Genomic DNA, 22765 nt, shown 5'->3' with positions numbered 1-22765 from the left:
TTTTCCAGTCCATACCTAAGGTATATTTCGCCCTTCACAGGAGAAACTATGCTGCCAACTCAATCAACCCGATTAAACAAGTACATTAGCGAGAGCGGGATCTGCTCACGTCGCGAGGCGGACCGTTACATTGAACAAGGTAACGTCTTCCTCAACGGCAAACGCGCCACTATCGGTGACCAGGTGGTCCCTGGCGACGTGGTTAAAGTGAATGGTCAGCTCATTGAACCGCGTGATGCTGAAGACCTGGTGTTTATCGCGTTGAACAAACCGGTTGGGATTGTCAGCACCACGGAAGACGGCGAGCGGGACAACATTGTTGATTTCGTGAACCACAGTAGCCGTATTTTCCCGATTGGCCGTCTGGATAAAGACTCTCAGGGGCTGATTTTCCTCACCAACCACGGCGACCTGGTGAACAAAATTCTGCGTGCCGGTAACGACCACGAGAAAGAGTATATCGTTACGGTGAACAAGCCGGTGACGGACGAATTTATCCGCGGCATGGGCGCAGGCGTGCCGATTCTGGGCACCGTGACGAAGAAGTGCAAGGTCAAAAAAGAAGCGCCCTTTGCGTTCCGTATCACGCTGGTGCAGGGCCTGAACCGCCAGATCCGTCGCATGTGCGAGTATTTTGGTTATGAAGTGACGAAGCTGGAACGTACGCGCATCATGAACGTCAGCCTGTCCGGGATCCCGCTGGGCGAGTGGCGTGACTTAACGGACGACGAGCTGATCGAGCTGTTCAAGCTTATCGAAAACTCCTCGTCCGAAGCGAAGCCGAAAGCCAAAGCCAAACCGAAAACGCAGGCGATTAAACGTCCGGTAGTTAAGGCACCGCAGGCGGAAGAGAAAGGGCGGGGCAAGCCGGGTAACGGAAAACGCTTTACCCAGCCGGGTCGCAAAAAGAAAGGGCGCTGATTAGCGCCTTCCACGGGTTGATGTATTGGCGGACCAGGAAAAGGTCGCCTCTGCATCCGGCTTATAAGCCTGCTCTTTTTTCAGCTTGCGGGCTTTTTTCGCCGCAGCCTCACGTTGCGCCATCAGCTTGTCGATGTACTCTTTTTTAACCTGATTGGTTTCGGCGTTCGTCAGCGTGCGGCCATGGGCGATGCGGGCGCGGTCGAGAAGCGTTTTCAGTTCGCGCTGCTCGGCTTCCGTCATGTCTTTCTGGGTCAATCGTGGTGTAGCCATTGCTGAAGCCTCCTGATGGGGAGGCTTCAGTGTAAAGCAAGCCGCGTCAATTAACCCTGCTTCAGCGCATCTTTTTTCGGTTGCTCATCAATCGGCTTACCGGACCAGTAGCCCGCCAGCAGCGAGCCGGACAGGTTGTGCCAGACGGAGAACAGCGCGCCCGGCAGGGCCGCCAGCGGTGAGAAGTAAATTTTACCCAGCGCCGCTGCCAGGCCGGAGTTCTGCATGCCTACCTCGATTGCCAGCGTGCGGCAGGTGGACTCGTCAAAGCCAAACAGCTTCCCGCCCCAGTATCCGCCCAGCAGGCCGATGGTGTTGTGCAGTACCACCGCGACGATCACCACAAAGCCTACGGAGGCAATGTGCGACGCGGAACCGGCCACCACGGCGCTGATGATCGCCAGAATGCAGACCATCGAAAACGCGGGCAGGTACGGCTCAACCGCTTTCACCACGCGCGGGAACAGATGGTGAATGACCAGCCCCAGCGCAATCGGGATCACCACAATCTGCAGAATGCTGAGCAGCATGCCCATCACGTCCACCTGAATATGCGCGTCCACGTACAGGCGGGTTAACAGCGGTGTGGCAATCACGCCCACCAGCGTGGATACCGAAGAGATGGTCACGGAGAGCGCCACGTCACCTTTCGCGAGATAGATCATCACGTTAGATGCCGTACCGCTGGCGACGCTGCCCACCAGCACCATCCCGGCGGAGAGATCGGGCGGCATCTTAAAGGCCATCGCCAGCAGCCAGGCCGCGAGCGGCATCACCAGGTAGTGCAGGAAGATCCCTGCAGCCACCGGCGCCGGGCGCGACAGCACGCGTTTAAAATCGTCGATTTTCAGGTGCACGCCCATGCCGAACATAATCAGCATCAGCAGCGTGGTGACCCACGGACCAATGCCCGTGAACGTGTTAGGGGTGTAATACGCGAGTACGGAGAGCAGCAGCGCCCATAGCGGGAACAGCCGGGTGATAGCGGATAACATAGTGAATTCCTTGCAGTATTGTCGTGTTGTTTAGTTATGAAAAAGCCGGGTCTGTGCCCGGCTTATAGGTATTGTTTATCGTGCTAACGAATTTTATTCAAACAAATTCTGATGAAGTTTCTGCACCACCTGCTCGGCCTGATCGGCAGGGACCAGGAAGCAAAGGTTATAGCTGGAGGCACCGTAGCAGATCATGCGGATGTTGAACGGGTCAAGCACGCCGAACACCTCTTTGCCCACGCCGCAGGCGCGAGACAGCTTGTTACCGATGATGGCCACCAGCGCCAGGTCTTCTTCGACCTCCACGCGGCACAGCTCAGACAGCTCAATCAGCAGCGACTGCGTCAGCAGGGTGTCGCCGGTGGAGGTAGAGCCGGTGGTGTCCAGCGTCAGCGCAATGCTCACCTCGGAGGTGGTAATCAAATCTACAGAGATGTTATGGCGCGCGAGGATGCCAAACACTTCCGCCAGGAAGCCGCGGGAGTGGAGCATATTGTGGCTGTGCAGCGTGACCAGCGTCTGGCGGCGGCGCAGGGCCAGCGCGCGGAACAGCGGCGGGTTCTCGGTTTTCTTGCAGACCAGCGTCCCGCCCGCTTTTGGATCTTTACTGGAGCCAACGAAGACCGGAATATCGCTGCGGACGGCGGGCAGCAGCGTTGCCGGATGCAGCACTTTCGCGCCGAAGGTGGCCATTTCCGCCGCTTCTTCAAAGGCAATCACATCAATACGTTTTGCCGCGGAAACGACGCGCGGATCGGTGGTGTAAATACCCGGCACATCCGTCCAGATATCCACGCGCGTTGCGTGCAGGGCTTCGCCCAGCAGCGCGGCGGTGTAATCGCTGCCGCCACGGCCAAGCGTGGTCGTGCGTCCTTTCGCTTCGCTGCCGATAAAGCCCTGGGTGATCACCATGCCTTCTGCCAGGCGCGGCGCCAGCTGCTGGTTGGTGAGCTCGGCCAGCATCTCAACGTCCGGTTCAGCGCGCCCAAAACGATCGCTGGTGCGCATCACTTTACGCACGTCAAACCACTGCGCCTGAACGTTACGCTCGCGCATAATTTCAACGAACAGCAGGGTAGACATCAATTCACCGTGGCTGACCAGTTCATCGGTCAGAGCGGTGGAGGTGGCCAGTGACGCCGCTTCTGCCAGGGTGGTGATATTTTCCAGCAGGCGCTCCACTTCTTCGCGGATCACGTTCGGGTTTTGCAGACGTTCAAGAATGTCGAACTGAATTTTGCGCAGTGCATCCAGCTTCACGAAACGTTCTGTCGCTTCCAGTCCTTCAGACAGAGAAACCAGCAGGTTCGTCACGCCGGCGGATGCAGAGAGCACCACCAGGCGGGTATTCGGATCGGCCAGCACCACATCGGCGCTGCGGTTCATGGCATCGTAATCGGCCACACTGGTGCCGCCAAACTTGGCGACCACAAAACTCGTCATAACAACCTCGTGTCAGGGAATGAATAAGCGACCTTGGCACAAGAATGAAACGAAAACAGGTGCAGGCGCAAAATACGGCCCTATAAATAAAATGCGGGGGAGGTCCTGTCAATGCTGGGATTATGCGGATTTTTTATGGGGGGATACCCCTGAGAAACAGGACTTATAACAGGCCCATATTTTATGCTCCTTTTTACCCCCTTTTGACCGACATTTCGCCACGCCGGAAGGGCGCGACAGCAGCTATACTTTTCGGGTCTTTTCACCTGCGTTTGATGCAGACCAGGGCAATGGCATAAAAACCATCACAATTTTTATTTGCAGGCGCTACAATCGACCGCAGTCACAATTCTCAAATCAGAAGAGTATTGCTAATGAAAAACATCAACCCAACGCAGACCGCTGCCTGGCAGGCACTCCAGAAACATTATGATGAAATGAAAGACGTCACCATCGCGGATCTGTTCGCGAAAGATGCCAATCGTTTCAACAAGTTCTCCGCGACCTTCGATGACCTCATGCTGGTGGATTTCTCCAAGAACCGCATTACCGAAGAGACGCTGGCAAAACTGCAGGATCTGGCGAAAGAGACCGAGCTGGCCGACGCCATCAAATCCATGTTCTCCGGCGAGAAGATCAACCGCACCGAAGACCGTGCCGTGCTGCACGTGGCGCTGCGCAACCGTAGCAATACGCCAATCATCGTTGACGGCAAAGATGTGATGCCGGAAGTGAACGCGGTGCTGGAAAAGATGAAAACCTTCTCTGAAGCGATCATCTCCGGCAGCTGGAAAGGCTACACCGGCAAAGCGATCACCGACGTGGTTAACATCGGTATCGGCGGCTCTGACCTCGGCCCGTTCATGGTGACCGAAGCCCTGCGCCCGTACAAAAACCACCTCAACATGCACTTTGTCTCTAACGTCGATGGTACCCACATCGCCGAAGTGCTGAAAAACGTGAACCCGGAAACCACCCTGTTCCTGGTGGCGTCTAAAACCTTTACCACCCAGGAAACCATGACCAACGCCCACAGCGCGCGTGACTGGTTCCTGAAAACCGCGGGCGACAACAAGCACGTGGCGAAACACTTCGCGGCGCTGTCTACCAACGGTAAAGCGGTCAGCGAGTTCGGTATCGACACCGCGAACATGTTCGAGTTCTGGGACTGGGTTGGCGGCCGCTACTCGCTGTGGTCTGCAATCGGTCTGTCCATCATCCTGTCCGTGGGCTTTGACAACTTCGTTGAGCTGCTCTCCGGCGCGCATGCGATGGACAAACACTTCTCCACCACCGCGCCTGAGAAAAACCTGCCGGTGCTGCTGGCGCTGATCGGTATCTGGTACAACAACTTCTTCGGCGCTGAAACCGAAGCGATCCTGCCATACGACCAGTATATGCACCGTTTTGCGGCTTACTTCCAGCAGGGCAACATGGAATCCAACGGTAAGTACGTTGACCGTAACGGCAACGCGGTGGATTACCAGACTGGCCCGATCATCTGGGGCGAGCCGGGCACCAACGGCCAGCATGCGTTCTACCAGCTGATTCACCAGGGTACCAAAATGGTACCGTGCGATTTCATCGCCCCGGCGATCACGCACAACCCGCTGTCCGACCACCATCCGAAGCTGCTGTCTAACTTCTTCGCACAGACCGAAGCGCTGGCGTTCGGTAAATCCCGCGAAGTGGTTGAGCAGGAATACCGTGACCAGGGTAAAGATCCGGCCACGCTGGAGCACGTTGTGCCGTTCAAAGTGTTCGAAGGCAACCGTCCAACCAACTCCATCCTGCTGCGCGAAATCACCCCGTTCAGCCTGGGCGCGCTGATTGCGCTGTACGAGCACAAGATCTTCACCCAGGGCGCGATCCTGAACATCTTCACCTTTGACCAGTGGGGCGTTGAGCTGGGCAAACAGCTGGCAAACCGCATTCTTCCAGAGCTGGGTGACGATAAAGCCATCGACAGCCACGACAGCTCCACCAATGGTTTGATTAACCGTTATAAAGCATGGCGTGCGTAATTAATATGTCATGAAAAATGCCGGCGATATGCCGGCATTTTTTTATCGGATAATTCCTGATGTCTGTTAGTTAACTCAAATTCTGACTCTGAGTTTAATCTGAAAAAGGCGGTTAACCTGCTAATTGCTGCGGTTTATTTTAAGAAAATACGTAGAGCTAAGATAATAAGGATATATTATAATTTATTGATTTTTATAGATTATTTATTTCAAATATTTGTTTTTAGTTTCTGTTTTATCCATTAGTCCGAAAACCATCTCCCTATTTCCCCCCACGGTAAACCCTCTGCTGTAGTTGTGTATACTCGATTCCGCCTGAATTTCTTTTCGGGCAAATCTCCATTCATTCATTGAAGGGAAATTGTTATGAAGAAAGTACTGTATGGCATTTTTGCCATATCTGCACTTGCGGCGACGTCTGTTTATGCAGCTCCGGTCCAGGTCGGGGAAGCAGCAGGGTCGGCAGCGACGTCTGCGTCTGCGGGAAGTTCTACCGCAGCCAGCACCAGCACCGTAAGTTCAGCCGTGGGTGTCGCGCTGGCGGCAACCGGTGGCGGTGATGGCTCCAATACCGGAACCACGACCACTACGACAACCAGCACCCAGTAATACCGGGTGTTTTAATCATAACCACACTTCGGTGTGGTTATTTCGCCCCTTCGGAGAAGAGTCGTGAAGCGACCTGCAATCATTCTGATTTGCCTGCTGTTGCAGGCGTGCTCAGCCACCACCAAAGGGCTGGGACATTCACTGTGGGAAAGCCTGTTCGGCACGCCGGGCGTTCATCTGACCGATGACGAACTTCAGAACATGCCGTACGCCAGCCAGTACATGCAGCTAAACGATGGCCCGCAGTTGTTTGTGGTGCTCGCTTTCGATGAAAACGGGCAGCAGAAATGGGTGACGCAGGATCAGGCCACCATCGTCACGCAGCATGCCCGAATCGTGAAAACGCTGCTCGGCGGCGACAACTTGATCGAGGTGAATAATCTCGCCGAAGACCCGCTCATCAAGCCAAATCAGATCGTCGACGGCGCAAGCTGGACGCGCACGATGGGCTGGACCGAGCACAAGCAGGTGCGCTACGCCACGGCCCGCTCCACCTTCCGCTGGGACGGTACGGACAGCGTGAAAGTCGGCAGCGACGAAACTCAGGTGCGCGTATTGGATGAGAAGGTGACAACCGACCAGGTCACCTGGCATAACCGCTTCTGGATCGACGAGGATGGGCAGATCCGTCAGTCCTTGCAGTATCTCGGTGCCGGTTTCTTCCCGGTGAAAACCACCCTGATCAAGGCGGCGAAATCATGAAAACGCTCATCCACGCTGCGCTTCTCGCCAGCCTTGCCGCGCCGCTCGCGTGGTCTGCAGGAACGGTAAAGGTCTACACGCCGGATAGTGAAAAACCCAAAACCTTAACCAACGCCGAGCATCTGCTCGATCTCGTCGGGCAGCCAAGGCTTGCCAACAGCTGGTGGCCGGGAGCGGTGATCGGCGAGCGTCAGGCGACGGTTAAGGCGGAGCAGGAACACCGTGCCCTGCTGGCCCGCCTGACGAGCCTGGCGGAGCAGGAAGACGGCGACGATGCCGCGGCCATTAACAGCGTTCGCCAGCAGCTTCAGGCGCTGAAAGTGACAGGCCGCCAGAAAGTCAATCTTGATCCAGATGAAGTGCGCGTCACGGAAAAGGGCAACCCCACGCTTGAAGGGGAGTACACCCTCTGGCTTCCGGTGAAGCCGACGGCGGTGACCGTGATGGGGCTTATCAGCAGCCCCGGTAAAAAGCCCTTTACGCCCGGCCGCGACGTGGCGAGCTATCTCGACGAACAAAGCCTGCTGAGCGGCGCGGATAACAGCTACGCATGGATTATTTATCCAGACGGGCATACGCAAAAAGCGCCGGTGGCGTACTGGAATAAACGCCATATCGAACCCATGCCGGGCAGCATCATTTTTGTCGGTTTTGCCGACCATTTCTGGACGAAGGCATATGACGGGCTTAACGCCGATATCCTTCACTCCCTGACACAGCGGATACCGGAAGAATGAAAAGAACCTATCTCTACAGCATGCTGGCGCTCTGCGTAAGCGCCGCCTGCCATGCAGAAACGTATCCGGCACCTGTTGGCCCGTCTCAGTCAGACTTCGGCGGCGTCGGTTTACTGCAAACGCCTACCGCACGCATGGCGCGTGAAGGGGAAATTAGCCTTAACTACCGCGATAACGACCAGTATCGCTACTATTCCGCTTCCGTACAGCTTTTCCCGTGGCTTGAAACCACGCTGCGCTACACCGACGTGCGTACGAAACAGTACAGCAGCGTCGACGCCTTCTCCGGCGATCAGACCTACAAAGATAAAGCCTTCGACGTCAAGCTGCGCCTGTGGGAAGAGAGCTACTGGATGCCGCAGGTCTCCGTGGGTGCAAAAGATATCGGCGGTACCGGCCTGTTCGACGCGGAATACATCGTGGCCAGCAAGGCCTGGGGACCGTTTGATTTTTCTCTCGGTCTTGGCTGGGGCTATCTCGGCACCAGCGGCAACGTTAAAAACCCGTTCTGTACCTACAGCGATAAATACTGCTACCGCGATAACAGCTACAAGAAAGCCGGTTCCATCAACGGCGACCAGATGTTCCACGGCCCGGCCTCGCTGTTCGGTGGTGTGGAATACCAGACGCCGTGGCAGCCGCTGCGCCTGAAGCTGGAGTACGAAGGGAACGACTACTCGCAGGACTTCGCCGGGAAGATTGAGCAGAAGAGCAAGTTTAACGTCGGCGCCATTTATCGCGTCACCGACTGGGCCGACGTTAACCTCAGCTACGAGCGCGGCAACACGGTGATGTTTGGCTTCACGCTGCGCACCAACTTCAACGACATGCGGCCGCACTACAACGATAACGCGCGGCCTGCCTACCGGCCGGAGCCGCAGGATGCGATTCTGCAGCACTCCGTGGTGGCAAACCAGCTGACGCTGCTGAAATACAACGCCGGTCTGGCCGATCCGAAAATTCAGGTGAAAGGCGATACGCTGTACGTCACCGGCGAGCAGGTGAAATACCGCGACTCGCGTGAAGGGATCGAACGCGCCAACCGGATCGTGATGAACGATCTCCCGGACGGGATCCGCACGATCCGCGTGACGGAGAACCGCCTGAATCTGCCGCAGGTCACCACCGAAACCGATGTCGCCAGCCTCAAGCGCCATCTTGAAGGCGAACCGCTCGGGCATGAAACCGAGCTGGTGCAAAAACGCGTAGAGCCGATCGTGCCGGAAACCACCGAGCAGGGCTGGTATATCGATAAATCGCGCTTTGATTTCCATATCGATCCGGTACTGAACCAGTCCGTCGGCGGGCCGGAAAACTTCTACATGTATCAGCTGGGTGCGATGGCGACGGCGGATCTGTGGGTCACCGACCATCTGCTGACCACCGGCAGCCTGTTCGGCAACATTGCGAACAACTACGACAAGTTTAACTACACGAACCCGCCGAACGACTCGAAGCTGCCGCGCGTGCGTACCCGCGTGCGTGAATACGTGCAGAACGATGTCTACGTGAATAACCTGCAGGCCAACTACTTCCAGTACTTCGGCAACGGCTTCTACGGCCAGGTTTACGGAGGCTACCTGGAGACTATGTTCGGCGGCGCGGGGGCGGAGGTGCTGTATCGTCCCGTCGACAGCAACTGGGCGTTCGGGATTGATGCCAACTACGTTAAGCAGCGTGACTGGCGTAGCGCGCAGGACATGATGAAGTTCACCGACTACAGCGTCAAAACCGGCCACCTGACCGCCTACTGGACGCCTTCGTTCGCGCAGGACGTGCTGGTGAAAGCCAGCGTCGGCCAGTATCTGGCGGGCGACAAGGGCGGCACGCTGGATATCTCCAAACACTTCGACAGCGGCGTCGTGGTGGGCGGCTACGCCACTATTACCAACGTTTCGCCGGACGAGTACGGGGAAGGGGACTTCACCAAAGGGGTCTACGTGTCGATTCCGCTGGATCTGTTCTCATCCGGTCCGACCCGCAGCCGAGCGGCCGTGGGCTGGACGCCGCTGACGCGTGATGGCGGCCAGCAGCTTGGACGTAAGTTCCAGCTGTACGACATGACCAGCGATAAGAACATTAACTTCCGCTGATGCTTCACGCCGGGCGGCACTGCGTTTGCCCGGCCTACGGTTTTTGTAGGCCCGGTAAGCGCAGCGCCAGCGGGCGAATGCGCCAAACATAAACAAAAAATATAGATCCCCGTCACATTTTTGCGTTATACAGGAATCTCGTCCTGGAGAATGAGGTGCTGTATGACATCCCTGACTCGCCCGCGCGTTGAGTTTATCTCAACGATACTCCAGACCGTGCTGAACCTCGGTCTGCTGAGCCTTGGCCTGATCCTGGTCGTGTTTCTCGGCAAAGAGACGGTGCATCTGGCGGATGTGCTGTTCGCCCCTGAGCAAACCAGCAAATATGCGCTGGTGGAAGGTCTGGTGGTCTACTTTCTCTACTTTGAATTTATCGCCCTGATTGTGAAGTACTTCCAGTCCGGCTTTCACTTCCCGCTACGCTATTTTGTTTACATTGGCATCACCGCCATTGTGCGGCTGATCATCGTCGATCATAAATCCCCGCTCGACGTGCTGATCTACTCGGCGGCGATCCTGCTGCTGGTGATCACCCTCTGGCTGTGTAATTCGAAGCGGCTGAAACGCGAATAAAAAAATGGCGGCCCGGAGGCCGCCTAACAACAGTCACAAGTTGGGTCAATACAATACGTCTAAAGTTGAGGGTTGCAGTGGCATAACAGATGAAACTTAACCTTTCACGCCGCCCGCCGTCAGGCCATTCACCAGCCAGCGCTGGGCCAGCAGGAACACCACGGTAATCGGGATGGCAGACAGTACGGCCGCCGCGGCAAAGTCGCCCCACAGGTAGTTTTGCGGGTTGAGGTATTGCTGCATACCTACGGCCAGGGTGTAGCTGTTCACATCGCGCAGTAACAGTGAGGCGACCGGTACTTCGGTGATCGCCGCGATAAACGACAGGATAAACACCACCGCCAGAATCGGCACTGACAGCGGCAGCAGCACCAGACGGAACGCCTGCCACGGGGTAGCGCCATCCAGCGACGCCGCCTCTTCCAGCGAGCCGTCGATGGTTTCGAAATAGCCTTTGATGGTCCACACGTGCAGGGCAATACCGCCGAGATAGGCGAAGATCACGCCGCCGTGGGTATTCAGGCCAATAAACGGCACGTACTGGCCCAGACGGTCAAACAGGGCGTACAGCGCCACCAGCGACAGCACCGCCGGGAACATCTGGAAAATCAGCATGCCTTTCAGCAGCGTTGCTTTGCCCGGGAAACGCATGCGGGCGAAGGCATAAGCACAGGTGGTGGAGAGCGTCACGATGCCGATCGCGGTGATGGTTGCTACCTTCACCGAGTTCCACAGCCACAGCAGCACCGGGAACGGCGGCGGGGTGACGCGGCCATCGGCGTGCTCCACGCTGAAGCCCAGCGCGAGCTTCCAGTGCTCCCAGGAGATTTCATCCGGGATCAGGCTCCCGGTCGCAAAGTTACCCGAGCGCAGGGAGATGGCGATAACCATCAGCAGCGGGAACATGATGGCCGCGATGAAAATCAGCAGGCCTAAGTGCGTCGCGAGGAGGCGCAGCTTCTGAGATTTGGGTTGTACCATTGCCATGTTCAGTGCCCTCCTTAGTCAAATTTCATACGTGTGGCTTTCAGGTTCACAATCGCCAGAGCGCCAACCAGCAGGAAGATCAGGGTGGCAATCGCCGCCGCCAGACCAAAGTCCTGGCCGCCGCCGCCTTCAAAGGCGATACGGTAGGTGTAGCTCACGAGCAGGTCGGTATAGCCTGCCGGCGTGGTGGTGCCGAGACGGTCCGGGCCACCGTTGGTCAACAGCTGAATCAGCACGAAGTTGTTAAAGTTAAAGGCGAAGCTGGCAATCATCAGCGGCGTCAGCGGCTTAATAAGCAGCGGCAGCGTAATTTTAAAGAAGTTCTGGAACGGACCCGCGCCGTCCATCGCCGAGGCTTCATACAGATCGTCCGGAATCGCCTTCAGCAGCCCCATGCACAGGATCATCATGTACGGATAGCCCAGCCAGGTGTTGACGATGATAATCATCGAGCGGGCGGTGGTCGGGTCGCTGAACCAGGCCGGTTTGATACCGAACAGCGCGCTCAGCATCATGTTGATTTCACCGAAGCTCTGGTTAAACAGCCCTTTGAAAATCAGAATCGAGATAAACGACGGCACGGCGTAAGGCAGAATCAGCAGCACGCGGTAAATCGCTTTGCCTTTCAGGGACTCCCACTGCACGAGGCAGGCCAGCACCATGCCTACGGCAACGGTCAGGATCACCGTCAGCACCGAGAAGACCACCGTCCAGACGAAGATGGCGAAGAACGGTTTCTGGATACCTTCGTCGGTAAACACGCGGGTAAAGTTGTCCCAGCCGATGGTGACGGTATAGCCAGGGCTGAGCTTGTCATCACCCCATTTGCCATCGGCATTTACAGACTGATAAAAACCAATGTCGTTATTCGGACGGTACTTCACGCCGCTCTGGTTGTTGGTCAGCGTGCCGTCCTCCGCCAGGGTATATAGCGGCTGCGTGCCGGAGAACTGGCGCAGCGAGCTCATGGTCACTTTGCTTTCATCGGGCAGCACGGCGGTGAGCTGGGTCAGCGCCTGGCGATTCTGGGTAATGATACGCAGGTTCGCACGTTCACCCTCCGGCAGGGCCGCGGCCTCTTTTAAGATCAGCTTCTGCTCGCCGCCAAATTTGAACGCGTCGGAAAGATAGTTTTTGCCGCTCTCACCGTCAGTGAGCGCTAACTTCCACTCGTCACCTGCAGGATACAGGCCGAAGTTAAAGGTTTTACCCGCCTGATAAGAGCGATCCAGAAGCACCTGAGTGGCGCGCTCCTGCGCGAGCTGGTTAGTGCTGCTGTAGTTGGTGAACGCAATGGCGATGGTGCAGATCAGCGGGAACAGGACAAACAGCCCCATCCCGGCCACGCCCGGGTAGACATAGCGCCAGGCATAGGCTTTACGGTTGGCGAAAATATACAGGCCAGCAGAGCTTAAGATCAGCGTCATGATGGCGAACAGATATTCCCCTTGTACGTACATTAAAACAACAAGGTAACCCACCAGCAGACACAGCAGACCGATCGCTGACCACTTCAGCGCGTCGCTTTGCCACCAGTGCTTCTTTTTAATGACATCCATGGGGTTCTTCCTCTACAACGGTGGAAACTTTTCGTCAGGTGGCGCTGCGCTTACCTGACCTACGGATCGTGCCGTAGTCGTAGGGCGGGTAAGCGCACGCGCCACCCGCCGTTTTTCTTCTTACTTAGTAATACGACCCTGAGCATCCTTCAGCGCGGCATCGACAGTCTGGCGACCGCTTGCAGCGTTGATAACGGCGGTACGGGTGGCGTACCAGAACGCGGCCATCTGTGGGATGTTCGGCATGATTTCGCCTTTCTGGGCGTTATCCATGGTGGCCGCGATACGTGGGTCTTTCGCCAGCTGATCCTGGAAGGATTTCAGCGCCACGGCGCCCAGCGGTTTGTCCTTGTTCACTTCATCCAGACCCTGATCGGTCAGCAGGTAGTTTTCGAGGAACTCTTTGGCCAGCTCTTTGTTCGGGCTGGCGGCGTTGATGCCCGCGCTCAGCACGCCAACGAACGGTTTAGACGGCTTGCCGTTGAAGGTTGGCAGCAGGGTCACGCCGTAGTTGATTTTGCTCTTGTCGATATTGGTCCAGGCCCACGGACCGTTGATGGTCATCGCGGTTTCGCCTTTGTTGAACGCCGCTTCCGCGATGGAGTAGTCGGTATCCGCGTTCATGTGTTTGTTCTTAATCAGGTCAACCAGGAAGGTCAGGCCTTTTTTCGCGCCCGCGTTGTCCACGCCCACGTCTTTCACGTCATATTTGCCGTTTTCAAACTTGAACGCGTAGCCGCCGTCGGCAGCAATCAGCGGCCAGGTGAAGTACGGCTCTTGCAGGTTGAACATCAGGGCGGATTTACCTTTCGCCTTCAGCTCTTTATCCAGTTTCGGGATCGCTTCCCAGGTTTTTGGTGGGTTTGGCACCAGGTCTTTGTTGTAAATCAGTGACAGGGCTTCAACCGCGATTGGGTAGGCGATCAGCTTGCCGTTATAGCGAACGGCGTCCCAGGTGAACGGGAACAGTTTGTCCTGGAAAGCTTTGTCTGGCGTGACTTCAGCCAGCAGGCCAGACTGCGCGTAACCGCCGAAACGGTCATGTGCCCAGAAGATGATGTCCGGGCCGTCGCCGGTTGCTGCAACCTGCGGGAATTTCTCTTCCAGTTTGTCCGGATGCTCTACGGTGACTTTGATACCGGTGTCTTTCTCGAATTTTTTGCCCACTTCGGCCAGGCCGTTATAGCCCTTGTCGCCGTTAATCCAGATAACCAGCTTGCCTTCTTCAATTTTGGCGAGCGCTGGGGCGGAAACCATCATTGCTGCAAGGGCGGACAATGCGAAAACGCGTGCGCCAGTCTTGATATTCATATCTGCCATCCTTTTTGGTGATGTGCTCGTGGATACATAAGGTGGTTCAACGTGACTCAGTCTCCTTATTTGACATCCTCTTTCCATCCTCCCAACCCCTACGCCCCACCCCCCGTTTGTGTGATCTCTGTTGCATAAATTTAAGTTATGAGTGCTGGCGCACATAAAAACCCACCGAATTTTGCAGGCGGCTTCACGAATTTCGCCTCAGCCCCCCGGCTGCGGTCGCAGAGCCTGTTCTCTCATCCTCCCGCCTCCTCCCCCATAAAAAAGGCGGGGGGTGGAGGATTCACGAAAGTAATGGATACCCCATAGTGAACTTATCTTGAATGTTTCTGTCGGTGACAGGTTGTAACGAAGGGAGAAGGGCATGGCGAGCGTACAGCTGCGTAATGTAACGAAAGCCTGGGGCGACGTAGCGGTGTCGAAAGACATCAATCTGGACATCACTGAAGGCGAGTTTGTGGTGTTTGTCGGCCCATCAGGCTGTGGTAAATCTACTCTGCTGCGTATGATTGCCGGTCTTGAAACCATCACCAGCGGCGATTTGCTGATCGGTGATACCCGAATGAACGACATCCCGCCTGCCGAACGTGGCGTAGGCATGGTGTTCCAGTCTTATGCGCTTTATCCCCATCTTTCCGTTGCCGAGAACATGTCCTTTGGCCTGAAGCTGGCCGGGGCGAAAAAAGAGGTCATTAACCAGCGCGTCACGCAGGTGGCTGAAGTGTTGCAGCTGGCGCACCTGCTGGAGCGTAAACCGAAAGCGCTTTCCGGCGGTCAGCGTCAGCGTGTGGCGATTGGCCGTACGCTGGTGGCCGAGCCGCGCGTGTTCCTGCTCGATGAACCTCTCTCTAACCTGGATGCCGCCCTGCGCGTCCAGATGCGTATTGAAATCTCCCGTCTGCACAAGCGTCTTGGCCGCACGATGATTTACGTCACCCACGATCAGGTCGAAGCGATGACCCTCGCCGACAAAATCGTGGTGCTGGACGCCGGCCGCGTGGCGCAGGTGGGCAAACCGCTGGAGCTGTATCACTACCCGGCAGACCGCTTTGTTGCGGGCTTCATTGGCTCGCCAAAGATGAACTTCCTGCCCGTTAAAGTGACGGCGACAGCCATTGAACAGGTACAGGTGGAGCTGCCAAACCGCCAGCAGGTCTGGCTGCCGGTCGACAGCGCCAACGTACAGGTTGGGGCAAATATGTCCCTCGGTATCCGTCCTGAGCATCTACTGCCAAGCCACATTGCGGATGTGACGCTGGAAGGTGAAGTTCAGGTCGTCGAACAGCTTGGTCACGAAACACAGATTCATATCCAGATCCCCGCCATCCGTCAGAACCTGGTCTACCGCCAGAATGACGTGGTGTTGGTAGAAGAGGGTGCCACATTCGCTATCGGCTTGCCGCCAGAGCGCTGCCATCTGTTCCGTGAGGATGGCACTGCATGTCGTCGGTTGCATAAAGAGCCAGGCGTTTAAGCAATCCCAAAAGAAGACACGAAACCGACAGGTGAAGTGTTCAAAGAAAAGCAATGATCTCAGGAGATAGAATGATGATTACTCTGCGCAAACAAGTCCCTCTGGCGGTCGCCATTGCGGCAGGCATCCTGTCTGCCCAGGCTGGCGCCGTGGACTTTAAAGGTTATGCTCGTTCCGGCATTGGCTGGACCGGGAGTGGCGGTGCCCAGCAGTGCTTCCAGGCAACGGGTGCTCAAAGTAAATACCGTCTGGGTAACGAATGTGAAACCTATGCGGAATTGAAGCTGGGCCAGGAAGTGTGGAAAGAGGGCGATAAGAGCTTCTATTTCGACACTAACGTCGCGTATTCCGTTGCGCAGCAGAATGACTGGGAAGCCACTGATCCGGCCTTCCGTGAAGCCAACGTGCAGGGTAAAAACCTGATTGAGTGGCTGCCTGGCTCCACCATCTGGGCCGGTAAGCGCTTCTATCAGCGTCATGACGTCCACATGATCGACTTCTACTACTGGGACATTTCCGGTCCAGGTGCGGGTATTGAAAACATCGACCTGGGCTTCGGTAAACTCTCTCTGGCAGCCAGCCGCTCCACTGAAGCAGGCGGTTCTTCTACCTTCGCCAGCAACAACATCCGTGACTACACCACCGACACCGCGAACGACGTGTTTGACGTGCGTTTAGCGCAGATGGAAGTCAACCCGGGCGGTACGCTGGAGCTGGGCGTTGACTACGGTCACACCAACGTTAACGATGATTACTACCTGCAGCCAAAAGCTTCGAAAGATGGCTGGATGTTCACCGCAGAACATACCCAGAGCATGCTGAAGGGCTTCAACAAGTTCGTTGTTCAGTACGCAACGGACTCTATGACCTCCCAGGGTAAAGGTCTGAACCAGGGCGCGGGCATTGGTCTTGGCAATGACGATTCCGATGGCAAACTGTACGGATACGGCATCAACAACAACGGTAGCCTGCTGCGTATCCTTGACCACGGTGCAATCTCCCTGGGCGACAGCTGGGACCTGATGTACGTCGGTATGTATCAGGATATCGACTGGGATAACAACAACGGCACCAAGTGGTGGACCGTCGGCGTGCGTCCTATGTACAAATGGACGCCAATCATGAGCACCCTGCTGGAAGTAGGCTACGACAACGTCAAATCTCAGAAAACTGACGAAACCAACAACCAGTACAAAATCACCCTGGCACAACAGTGGCAGGCTGGCGACAGCATCTGGTCTCGTCCTGCAATCCGTGTCTTCGCAACCTACGCCAAGTGGGATGAGAAGTGGGGTTATGACACTTCCGGTAGCCCGATCTCTACGAGTTCCAACTATAACTCCAACTTCGGTATGCAGACTGCAGGCCTTGGCCGCGGCGACACTGACGAGTGGAGCTTCGGTGCCCAGATGGAAATCTGGTGGTAATTCGCAAGACCTGACGTAATGACCTGAAAGAGGGGCGTAAGCCCCTCTCTCCTTAGGGCCCTGCGCGCTATTGCCTGGCCACCGCAGAGCTGATGCTATCAGAGGTAATAACAATGAAAATGAAGAAAAGTCTCGTCGCGCTGTACCTCTCTGCGGGGCTGCTGGCCAGCGTGCCGGCGCTAACGTTCGCAGAAGTGAATTTTGTTCCTCAGAATACGTCCACGGCGCCTTCCGTTCCTACGGCAGCGCTGCAGCAGCTGACCTGGACACCGGTTGATCAATCCAAAACGCAGTCCACACAGCTTTCCACGGGCGGGCAACAGCTGAATGTGCCCGGCATTTCCGGCCCGGTTGCTGCCTACAGCGTTCCGGCCAATATTGGCGAGCTGACCCTGACGCTGACCAGCGAAGTGAATAAGCAGACCAGCGTATTTGCGCCGAACGTGCTGATCCTCGACCAGAACATGACGCCATCTGCCTTCTTCCCGAGCGAGTATTTTACCTATCAGGAGCCCGGCGTGATGAGCGCGGACCGGCTTCAGGGCGTGATGCGTCTGACGCCAGCGCTGGGTCAGCAAAAAATCTACGTGCTGGTATTCACCACCGATAAAGATTTGCAGCAAACCACCAGGTTAGTGGATCCGGCAAAAGCGTATGCAAAAGGTACTGGCAACGCGGTGCCGGATATTCCCGACCCGATTGCCCGCCACGCAACGGACGGTCTGGTGAAGTTAAAAGTCTCCACCAATAGCGCTTCCAGCGTGCTGGTTGGCCCGCTGTTTGGTTCGTCTGGTCCGGGGCCGGTCACCGTCGGTAATACCGCCGCTCCAGCCTATGCCGCGCCAGTTGCCGCAGCGCCAGCCGCAGCGCCAGTCCCGGCGAAGAAAGCCGAGCCCGTACTGAACGACACCGAAGAGTACTTCAACAACGCCATTAAGCAGGCGGTGAAGCGCGGCGATGTCGATAAAGCGCTGAAACTGCTTGATGAAGCCGAACGTTTAGGTTCAACCACTGCCCGTTCCACCTTTATCAGCAGTGTAAAAGGCAAGGGGTAACTGTTCCCCACAGTGCTGATTTGTTAGTAGTTTAGTGCGCCTGAGTGGGCGCACTTTTTTTCGTATTCGCCAGGCTGTTGCGCCCATGTTGCGATAGTGATCGTTAAATAACGTTTGGCCCCCCCTCATTGCCCGTTTCTGCGATACAATGCCATTACGTTATGTATCGGAGAGTCTGGCATGTCACACCCCGCGCTAACGCAACTGCGTGCGCTGCGCTATTTCGACCAAATACCTGCGCTTGATCCGCAGCAGCTGGACTGGTTGCTGCTGGAAGATTCCATGACAAAACGTTTTGAGCAACAGGGTAAAACGGTCACGGTAACCCTGATACAGGAAGGGTTTGTCTCCTGCGATGAGATCGCCAGCGAGCTGCCGCTGTTGCCGCAAGAGGAACGCTACTGGCTGCGTGAAATTTTGCTCTGTGCCGATGGCGAACCCTGGCTTGCCGGGCGGACGGTGGTGCCCGAATCTACCCTATCCGGGCCTGAGCTGGCGCTGCAGCGGCTGGGGAAAACGCCGCTGGGACGTTATCTTTTCACCTCATCTGAGCTGACCAGGGATTTCATTGAAATTGGGCGTGATGCCGAACTGTGGGGGCGCCGTTCCCGCCTTCGCCTGAGCGGTAAGCCGTTAATCCTGACGGAGCTATTTTTACCGGCATCACCGTTGTACTAAGAGGAAGAAAAAATGGAGTGGACCCTGACGCAGAATAAGCTGTTGGCATATCACCGCTTAATGCGTACCGATAAACCCATTGGCGCGTTGCTGCTGCTGTGGCCGACCTTATGGGCACTGTGGGTGGCCACGCCGGGCATGCCGCCACTGTGGATCCTGGGCGTATTCGTTGCCGGCGTCTGGCTGATGCGCGCGGCGGGCTGCGTGGTGAATGACTATGCCGATCGTAAATTTGACGGCCACGTAAAGCGCACTGCCAACCGCCCGCTACCCAGCGGCCAGGTGACCGGGAAAGAAGCGCGCGTACTGTTCATCGTTCTGGTGCTGCTCTCTTTCCTGCTGGTATTAACCCTGAACACCATGACGATTCTGCTGTCCGTCGCGGCGCTCGCACTGGCCTGGGTTTATCCCTTTATGAAGCGCTACACCCATCTGCCTCAGGTGGTGCTGGGGGCGGCGTTTGGCTGGTCGATTCCGATGGCGTTTGCGGCGGTTAGTGAGTCCTTACCGCTTAGCTGCTGGCTGATGTTCCTGGCGAACATCCTCTGGGCCGTAGCGTATGACACGCAATATGCGATGGTTGACCGCGACGATGACCTGAAAATTGGCATTAAATCCACGGCCATTCTCTTTGGACGCCAGGACAAACTTATCATTGGCATTCTGCAGGTTGCGGTACTGGCGCTGATGGTCGCGATTGCGCGCCTGAACGGACTGAACTGGGAATTTTACTGGTCGATACTGGTCGCAGGGCTGCTGTTTGCCTACCAGCAGAAGCTGATTGCAAAACGCGAACGCGAAGCCTGCTTTAAAGCGTTTATGAACAATAACTATGTCGGTCTGGTGCTGTTTTTAGGCCTGGTCATGAGCTATTTTTCCTGATTGACGCGTGGTCATGCCCCGCCGGGTATGGCCGCGTCGTTACCCGGCATTACCGCCCTCACAAATTTAAACCATCGTTTCATAAATTCGCGCTTTTGTGAGGCGCTTCACCTACGCTTCTCCCAGGCTAGTCTATTTTCTAAGCGTAAAAAAATAAAACACTGTTTTAACGCTGACATCGCTACCCTGGAGCTGACTCAATGAAAACGACCCTTAAGCCGTTACTGGCCGCGCTGTGCCTGTCTGCTTTTGCCTGCACCGTTTCTGCCCAAACCATCAAAGCCGCCGATGTGCATCCTGAAGGCTACCCGAACGTGGTCGCGGTTCAGCACATGGGTGAAAAACTCAAACAACAAACCGACGGCAAGCTGGAGATTAAGGTCTTCCCCGGCGGCGTGCTGGGGGATGAAAAGCAGATGATTGAGCAGGCGCAGATGGGGGCGATTGACATGATCCGCGTCTCCATGGCGCCGGTTGCCGCCATCCTGCCGGATATCGAAGTCTTCACCCTGCCGTACGTTTTCCGCGATGAGGATCACATGCACAAGGTGATTGACGGGGATATCGGCAAGCAGATCGGCGACAAGCTGACCGCCAACCCGAAATCCCGCCTGGTGTTCCTCGGCTGGATGGATTCCGGCACCCGCAACCTGATCACCAAAGAGCCGATCGTCAAACCTGAAGATCTGAAAGGGAAGAAAATCCGCGTGCAGGGCAGCCCGGTGGCACTCGCCACGCTGAAGGACATGGGGGCGAACTCGGTGGCGATGGGCGTAAGCGAGGTTTACAGCGGCATGCAGACAGGGGTGATCGACGGCGCGGAGAATAACCCGCCCACCTTTATCGCCCACAACTACATGCCGGTTGCTAAAAACTACACCCTCAGCGGCCACTTTATCACCCCGGAAATGCTGCTCTATTCAAAAGTGAAATGGGACAAGCTGAGCGCTGATGAACAGCAAAAAATCCTGACCCTGGCCCGTGAAGCGCAGTTCGAACAGCGCAAGCTGTGGAATGCGTATAACGACCAGGCGCTGGCGAAAATGAAGGCGGGCGGCGTGCAGTTCCACGATATCGATAAGACGGTATTCATCAAGGCCACAGAGCCGGTGCGCGCCCAGTATGGCGACAAGCATCAGGATCTGATGAAAGCCATCGCTGACGTCCAGTAATACGGAGCACGTATGTCCGAACTCTACCTGAAGTGGATGGACCGTCTGTACCTGCTCGCCATGGCGGTGGCGGGTGTCTCGCTGCTGGTGATGACGATTGTCATCCCCATCGGCATCTTCTCACGCTACGTACTCAACCGCGGCGAATCCTGGCCGGAGCCCGTCGCCATTATCTGCATGGTGACGTTCACCTTCATCGGCGCGGCGGTGAGCTACCGCGCCGGATCGCATATTGCGGTCAATATGCTCACCGACCGTCTGCCCGCGTCGCTGCAAAAGTTGTGTGTACGTGTGGTTGATCTGCTGATGCTGCTGATTTCCGGTCTGATGTGCTGGTACAGCTACTGGCTGTGTGTCGAGCTCTGGGAGCAGCCCGTGGCGGAGTTCCCGATCCTGACTTCCGGCGAAAGCTACCTGCCGCTGCCGATCGGGTCGGCGATTTTGATTCTGTTTGTGCTTGAACGCCTGCTGTTTGGCGCGCAGGAAAACCGTCCGGTCGTGCTGATCGGCAATCACAGTTAAGGGGTGAACAATGGATGCTTTTGTTTTGTTATTCACCCTCGCCATTTTGCTGGCGCTGGGGATGCCGGTGGCCTTCGCCGTGGGGCTGAGCGCCGTGGCAGGTGCGCTGTGGATTGATTTACCGCTGGAGGCGCTGATGATCCAGATCACCAGTGGGGTGAACAAATTTACCCTGCTGGCGATCCCGTTTTTCATCCTCGCCGGAGCGATCATGGCGGAAGGGGGCATTGCCCGACGGCTGGTTAACTTCGCCTATGTGTTTGTCGGCTTTATCCGCGGCGGGCTGTCGCTGGTGAACATCGTCGCCTCGACGTTCTTCGGCGCGATTTCTGGCTCGTCGGTGGCGGACACAGCGTCCATCGGCAGCGTGATGATCCCGGAGATGGAGAAGAAGGGCTATCCGCGCGAATACGCGGCGGCGGTCACGGCGAGCGGGTCGGTGCAGGCGATTCTGATCCCGCCCAGCCACAACTCGGTGATTTATTCCCTGGCGGCGGGGGGAACGGTCTCCATCGCCACGCTGTTTATCGCGGGCGTATTGCCGGGCCTGCTGCTGGGCGTAAGCCTGATGGTGCTCTGCCTGTGCTTCGCCCGCAAACGCGGCTACCCGAAGGGGGATAAAATCCCGTTCAGACAGGCGCTGAAAATCATGCTCGATGCCCTGTGGGGGCTGATGACGGTGGTGATTATCCTCGGCGGGATCTTGTCCGGGATTTTTACCGCCACCGAATCTGCCGCCGTGGCCTGCCTGTGGGCGTTTTTCGTCACCATGTTTATCTACCGCGACTACAAATGGAGCGAACTGCCGAAGCTGATGTGCCGCACGGTGAAAACCGTCACCATCGTGATGATTTTGATTGGCTTTGCCGCGGCGTTTGGCGCGGTGATGACCTACATGCAGTTGCCGATGCGCATCACCGAGTTCTTCACGTCGCTCTCTGATAATAAGTACGTGATCCTGATGTATCTCAACATCATGCTGCTGCTGATCGGCACGCTGATGGACATGGCGCCGATCATCCTGATCCTGACGCCGGTGCTGCTGCCGGTGACCAACGCGCTGGGGATCGACCCGGTGCACTTCGGGATGATCATGATGGTTAACCTGGGGATCGGGCTGATCACCCCGCCGGTCGGATCGGTGCTGTTTGTGGCGAGCGCGGTGAGTAAGCAGAAGATTGAAACCGTGGTGCGGGCGATGCTGCCATTTTACGGCATTCTGCTGGTGGTGCTGGGAATGGTGACGTATATCCCGGCGATATCATTGTGGCTGCCGAGGATGTTAGGGATGCAGTAACGCCGTTTTTTGCCGGGTGGCGGCT

21 protein-coding genes are annotated in these 22765 nt (G+C 56.5%); 15 read left to right on the top strand and 6 right to left on the bottom strand.

The genetic code is table 11. The features are described 5' to 3' along the window. The first annotated feature begins 48 nt into the window (after positions 1-48). A complete protein-coding gene (gene rluF / locus ACTJI7_RS16580) occupies positions 49-921 on the top strand; it encodes a 23S rRNA pseudouridine(2604) synthase RluF (RefSeq protein WP_047366837.1) in 873 nt (290 codons plus the stop codon). Here the strand turns inward: rluF and ACTJI7_RS16575 are convergent, their stop codons facing one another. The 3 genes from ACTJI7_RS16575 to lysC form a co-directional block, all read right to left on the bottom strand. Next, a complete protein-coding gene (locus ACTJI7_RS16575; RefSeq protein WP_003860346.1) occupies positions 922-1194 on the bottom strand; it encodes a DUF3811 domain-containing protein in 273 nt (90 codons plus the stop codon). Positions 1195-1244: 50 nt separating this feature from the next. Beyond that, complete coding sequence (gene panS, locus ACTJI7_RS16570) at positions 1245-2189, bottom strand: ketopantoate/pantoate/pantothenate transporter PanS (protein WP_028015121.1); 945 nt, start codon at positions 2187-2189, stop codon at positions 1245-1247. Between the two features lie 93 nt (positions 2190-2282). Further along, positions 2283-3632, bottom strand: a complete 1350-nt coding sequence (gene lysC, locus ACTJI7_RS16565) for a lysine-sensitive aspartokinase 3 (protein ID WP_041911575.1) — start codon at positions 3630-3632, stop codon at positions 2283-2285. Positions 3633-4006: 374 nt separating this feature from the next. Between lysC and pgi the strand changes: the two genes are divergently transcribed. From pgi to psiE, 6 genes are all read left to right on the top strand, one after another. Next, complete coding sequence (pgi, locus tag ACTJI7_RS16560; protein WP_063155637.1) at positions 4007-5656, top strand: glucose-6-phosphate isomerase; 1650 nt, start codon at positions 4007-4009, stop codon at positions 5654-5656. 366 nt (positions 5657-6022) lie between these two features. Beyond that, positions 6023-6265: an exopolysaccharide production protein YjbE gene (gene yjbE / locus ACTJI7_RS16555; protein ID WP_013095034.1), complete on the top strand. Its 243-nt coding sequence runs from the start codon at positions 6023-6025 to the stop codon at positions 6263-6265. Positions 6266-6328: 63 nt separating this feature from the next. Further along, a complete protein-coding gene (locus ACTJI7_RS16550) occupies positions 6329-6967 on the top strand; it encodes a YjbF family lipoprotein (protein WP_063155638.1) in 639 nt (212 codons plus the stop codon). Beyond that, positions 6964-7704: a capsule biosynthesis GfcC family protein gene (locus tag ACTJI7_RS16545; protein WP_074148022.1), complete on the top strand. Its 741-nt coding sequence runs from the start codon at positions 6964-6966 to the stop codon at positions 7702-7704. The genes ACTJI7_RS16550 and ACTJI7_RS16545 overlap by 4 nt, the downstream gene beginning before the upstream one ends. Continuing rightward, the gene (locus tag ACTJI7_RS16540; protein ID WP_028015126.1) at positions 7701-9797 is read left to right on the top strand and encodes a YjbH domain-containing protein; all 2097 of its coding nucleotides are present in this window, start codon (positions 7701-7703) and stop codon (positions 9795-9797) included. The genes ACTJI7_RS16545 and ACTJI7_RS16540 overlap by 4 nt, the downstream gene beginning before the upstream one ends. Positions 9798-9959: 162 nt before the next feature. Continuing rightward, the gene (psiE, locus tag ACTJI7_RS16535; protein WP_000202963.1) at positions 9960-10370 is read left to right on the top strand and encodes a phosphate-starvation-inducible protein PsiE; all 411 of its coding nucleotides are present in this window, start codon (positions 9960-9962) and stop codon (positions 10368-10370) included. 96 nt (positions 10371-10466) lie between these two features. Here psiE and malG read toward each other — a convergent pair whose 3' ends face one another. From malG to malE, 3 genes are all read right to left on the bottom strand, one after another. Beyond that, positions 10467-11357: a maltose ABC transporter permease MalG gene (gene malG, locus ACTJI7_RS16530; RefSeq protein WP_006810496.1), complete on the bottom strand. Its 891-nt coding sequence runs from the start codon at positions 11355-11357 to the stop codon at positions 10467-10469. 14 nt (positions 11358-11371) lie between these two features. Then, positions 11372-12916: a maltose ABC transporter permease MalF gene (malF, locus tag ACTJI7_RS16525; protein ID WP_248037286.1), complete on the bottom strand. Its 1545-nt coding sequence runs from the start codon at positions 12914-12916 to the stop codon at positions 11372-11374. 120 nt (positions 12917-13036) lie between these two features. Continuing rightward, on the bottom strand, positions 13037-14227 hold the full coding sequence (gene malE / locus ACTJI7_RS16520; protein WP_440671025.1) for a maltose/maltodextrin ABC transporter substrate-binding protein MalE: 1191 nt from the start codon (positions 14225-14227) through the stop codon (positions 13037-13039). A 370-nt stretch (positions 14228-14597) separates the two neighbouring features. Between malE and malK the strand changes: the two genes are divergently transcribed. The 8 genes from malK (at position 14598) to ACTJI7_RS16480 (ending at position 22740) form a co-directional block, all read left to right on the top strand. Then, positions 14598-15707, top strand: coding sequence for a maltose/maltodextrin ABC transporter ATP-binding protein MalK (gene malK, locus ACTJI7_RS16515; protein WP_440671023.1), 1110 nt, complete (start codon positions 14598-14600; stop codon positions 15705-15707). Positions 15708-15778: 71 nt separating this feature from the next. After that, a complete protein-coding gene (locus ACTJI7_RS16510) occupies positions 15779-17134 on the top strand; it encodes a maltoporin (RefSeq protein ID WP_047366843.1) in 1356 nt (451 codons plus the stop codon). A 113-nt stretch (positions 17135-17247) separates the two neighbouring features. Then, complete coding sequence (malM, locus tag ACTJI7_RS16505; protein WP_150145261.1) at positions 17248-18189, top strand: maltose operon protein MalM; 942 nt, start codon at positions 17248-17250, stop codon at positions 18187-18189. Positions 18190-18369: 180 nt separating this feature from the next. Then, complete coding sequence (gene ubiC, locus ACTJI7_RS16500; RefSeq protein ID WP_440671021.1) at positions 18370-18867, top strand: chorismate lyase; 498 nt, start codon at positions 18370-18372, stop codon at positions 18865-18867. Between the two features lie 12 nt (positions 18868-18879). Then, positions 18880-19749: a 4-hydroxybenzoate octaprenyltransferase gene (ubiA, locus tag ACTJI7_RS16495; RefSeq protein WP_028015133.1), complete on the top strand. Its 870-nt coding sequence runs from the start codon at positions 18880-18882 to the stop codon at positions 19747-19749. 200 nt (positions 19750-19949) lie between these two features. Further along, positions 19950-20921 (top strand): TRAP transporter substrate-binding protein, encoded by a 972-nt coding sequence (locus ACTJI7_RS16490; RefSeq protein ID WP_041911564.1) that lies wholly within the window; start codon positions 19950-19952, stop codon positions 20919-20921. 12 nt (positions 20922-20933) lie between these two features. After that, positions 20934-21443, top strand: a complete 510-nt coding sequence (locus ACTJI7_RS16485) for a TRAP transporter small permease (RefSeq protein WP_045260961.1) — start codon at positions 20934-20936, stop codon at positions 21441-21443. Between the two features lie 10 nt (positions 21444-21453). Continuing rightward, the gene (locus ACTJI7_RS16480; RefSeq protein WP_045260960.1) at positions 21454-22740 is read left to right on the top strand and encodes a TRAP transporter large permease; all 1287 of its coding nucleotides are present in this window, start codon (positions 21454-21456) and stop codon (positions 22738-22740) included. Positions 22741-22765 lie beyond the last annotated feature (25 nt).

Source organism: Enterobacter sp. 22499 (genome assembly GCF_052044815.1).
GTDB classification, from domain to species: Bacteria; Pseudomonadota; Gammaproteobacteria; order Enterobacterales; family Enterobacteriaceae; genus Enterobacter; species Enterobacter bugandensis.
The sequence above is the reverse complement of the archived record's forward strand: the minus strand, read 5'-3'. Positions and strand labels throughout refer to the sequence as shown.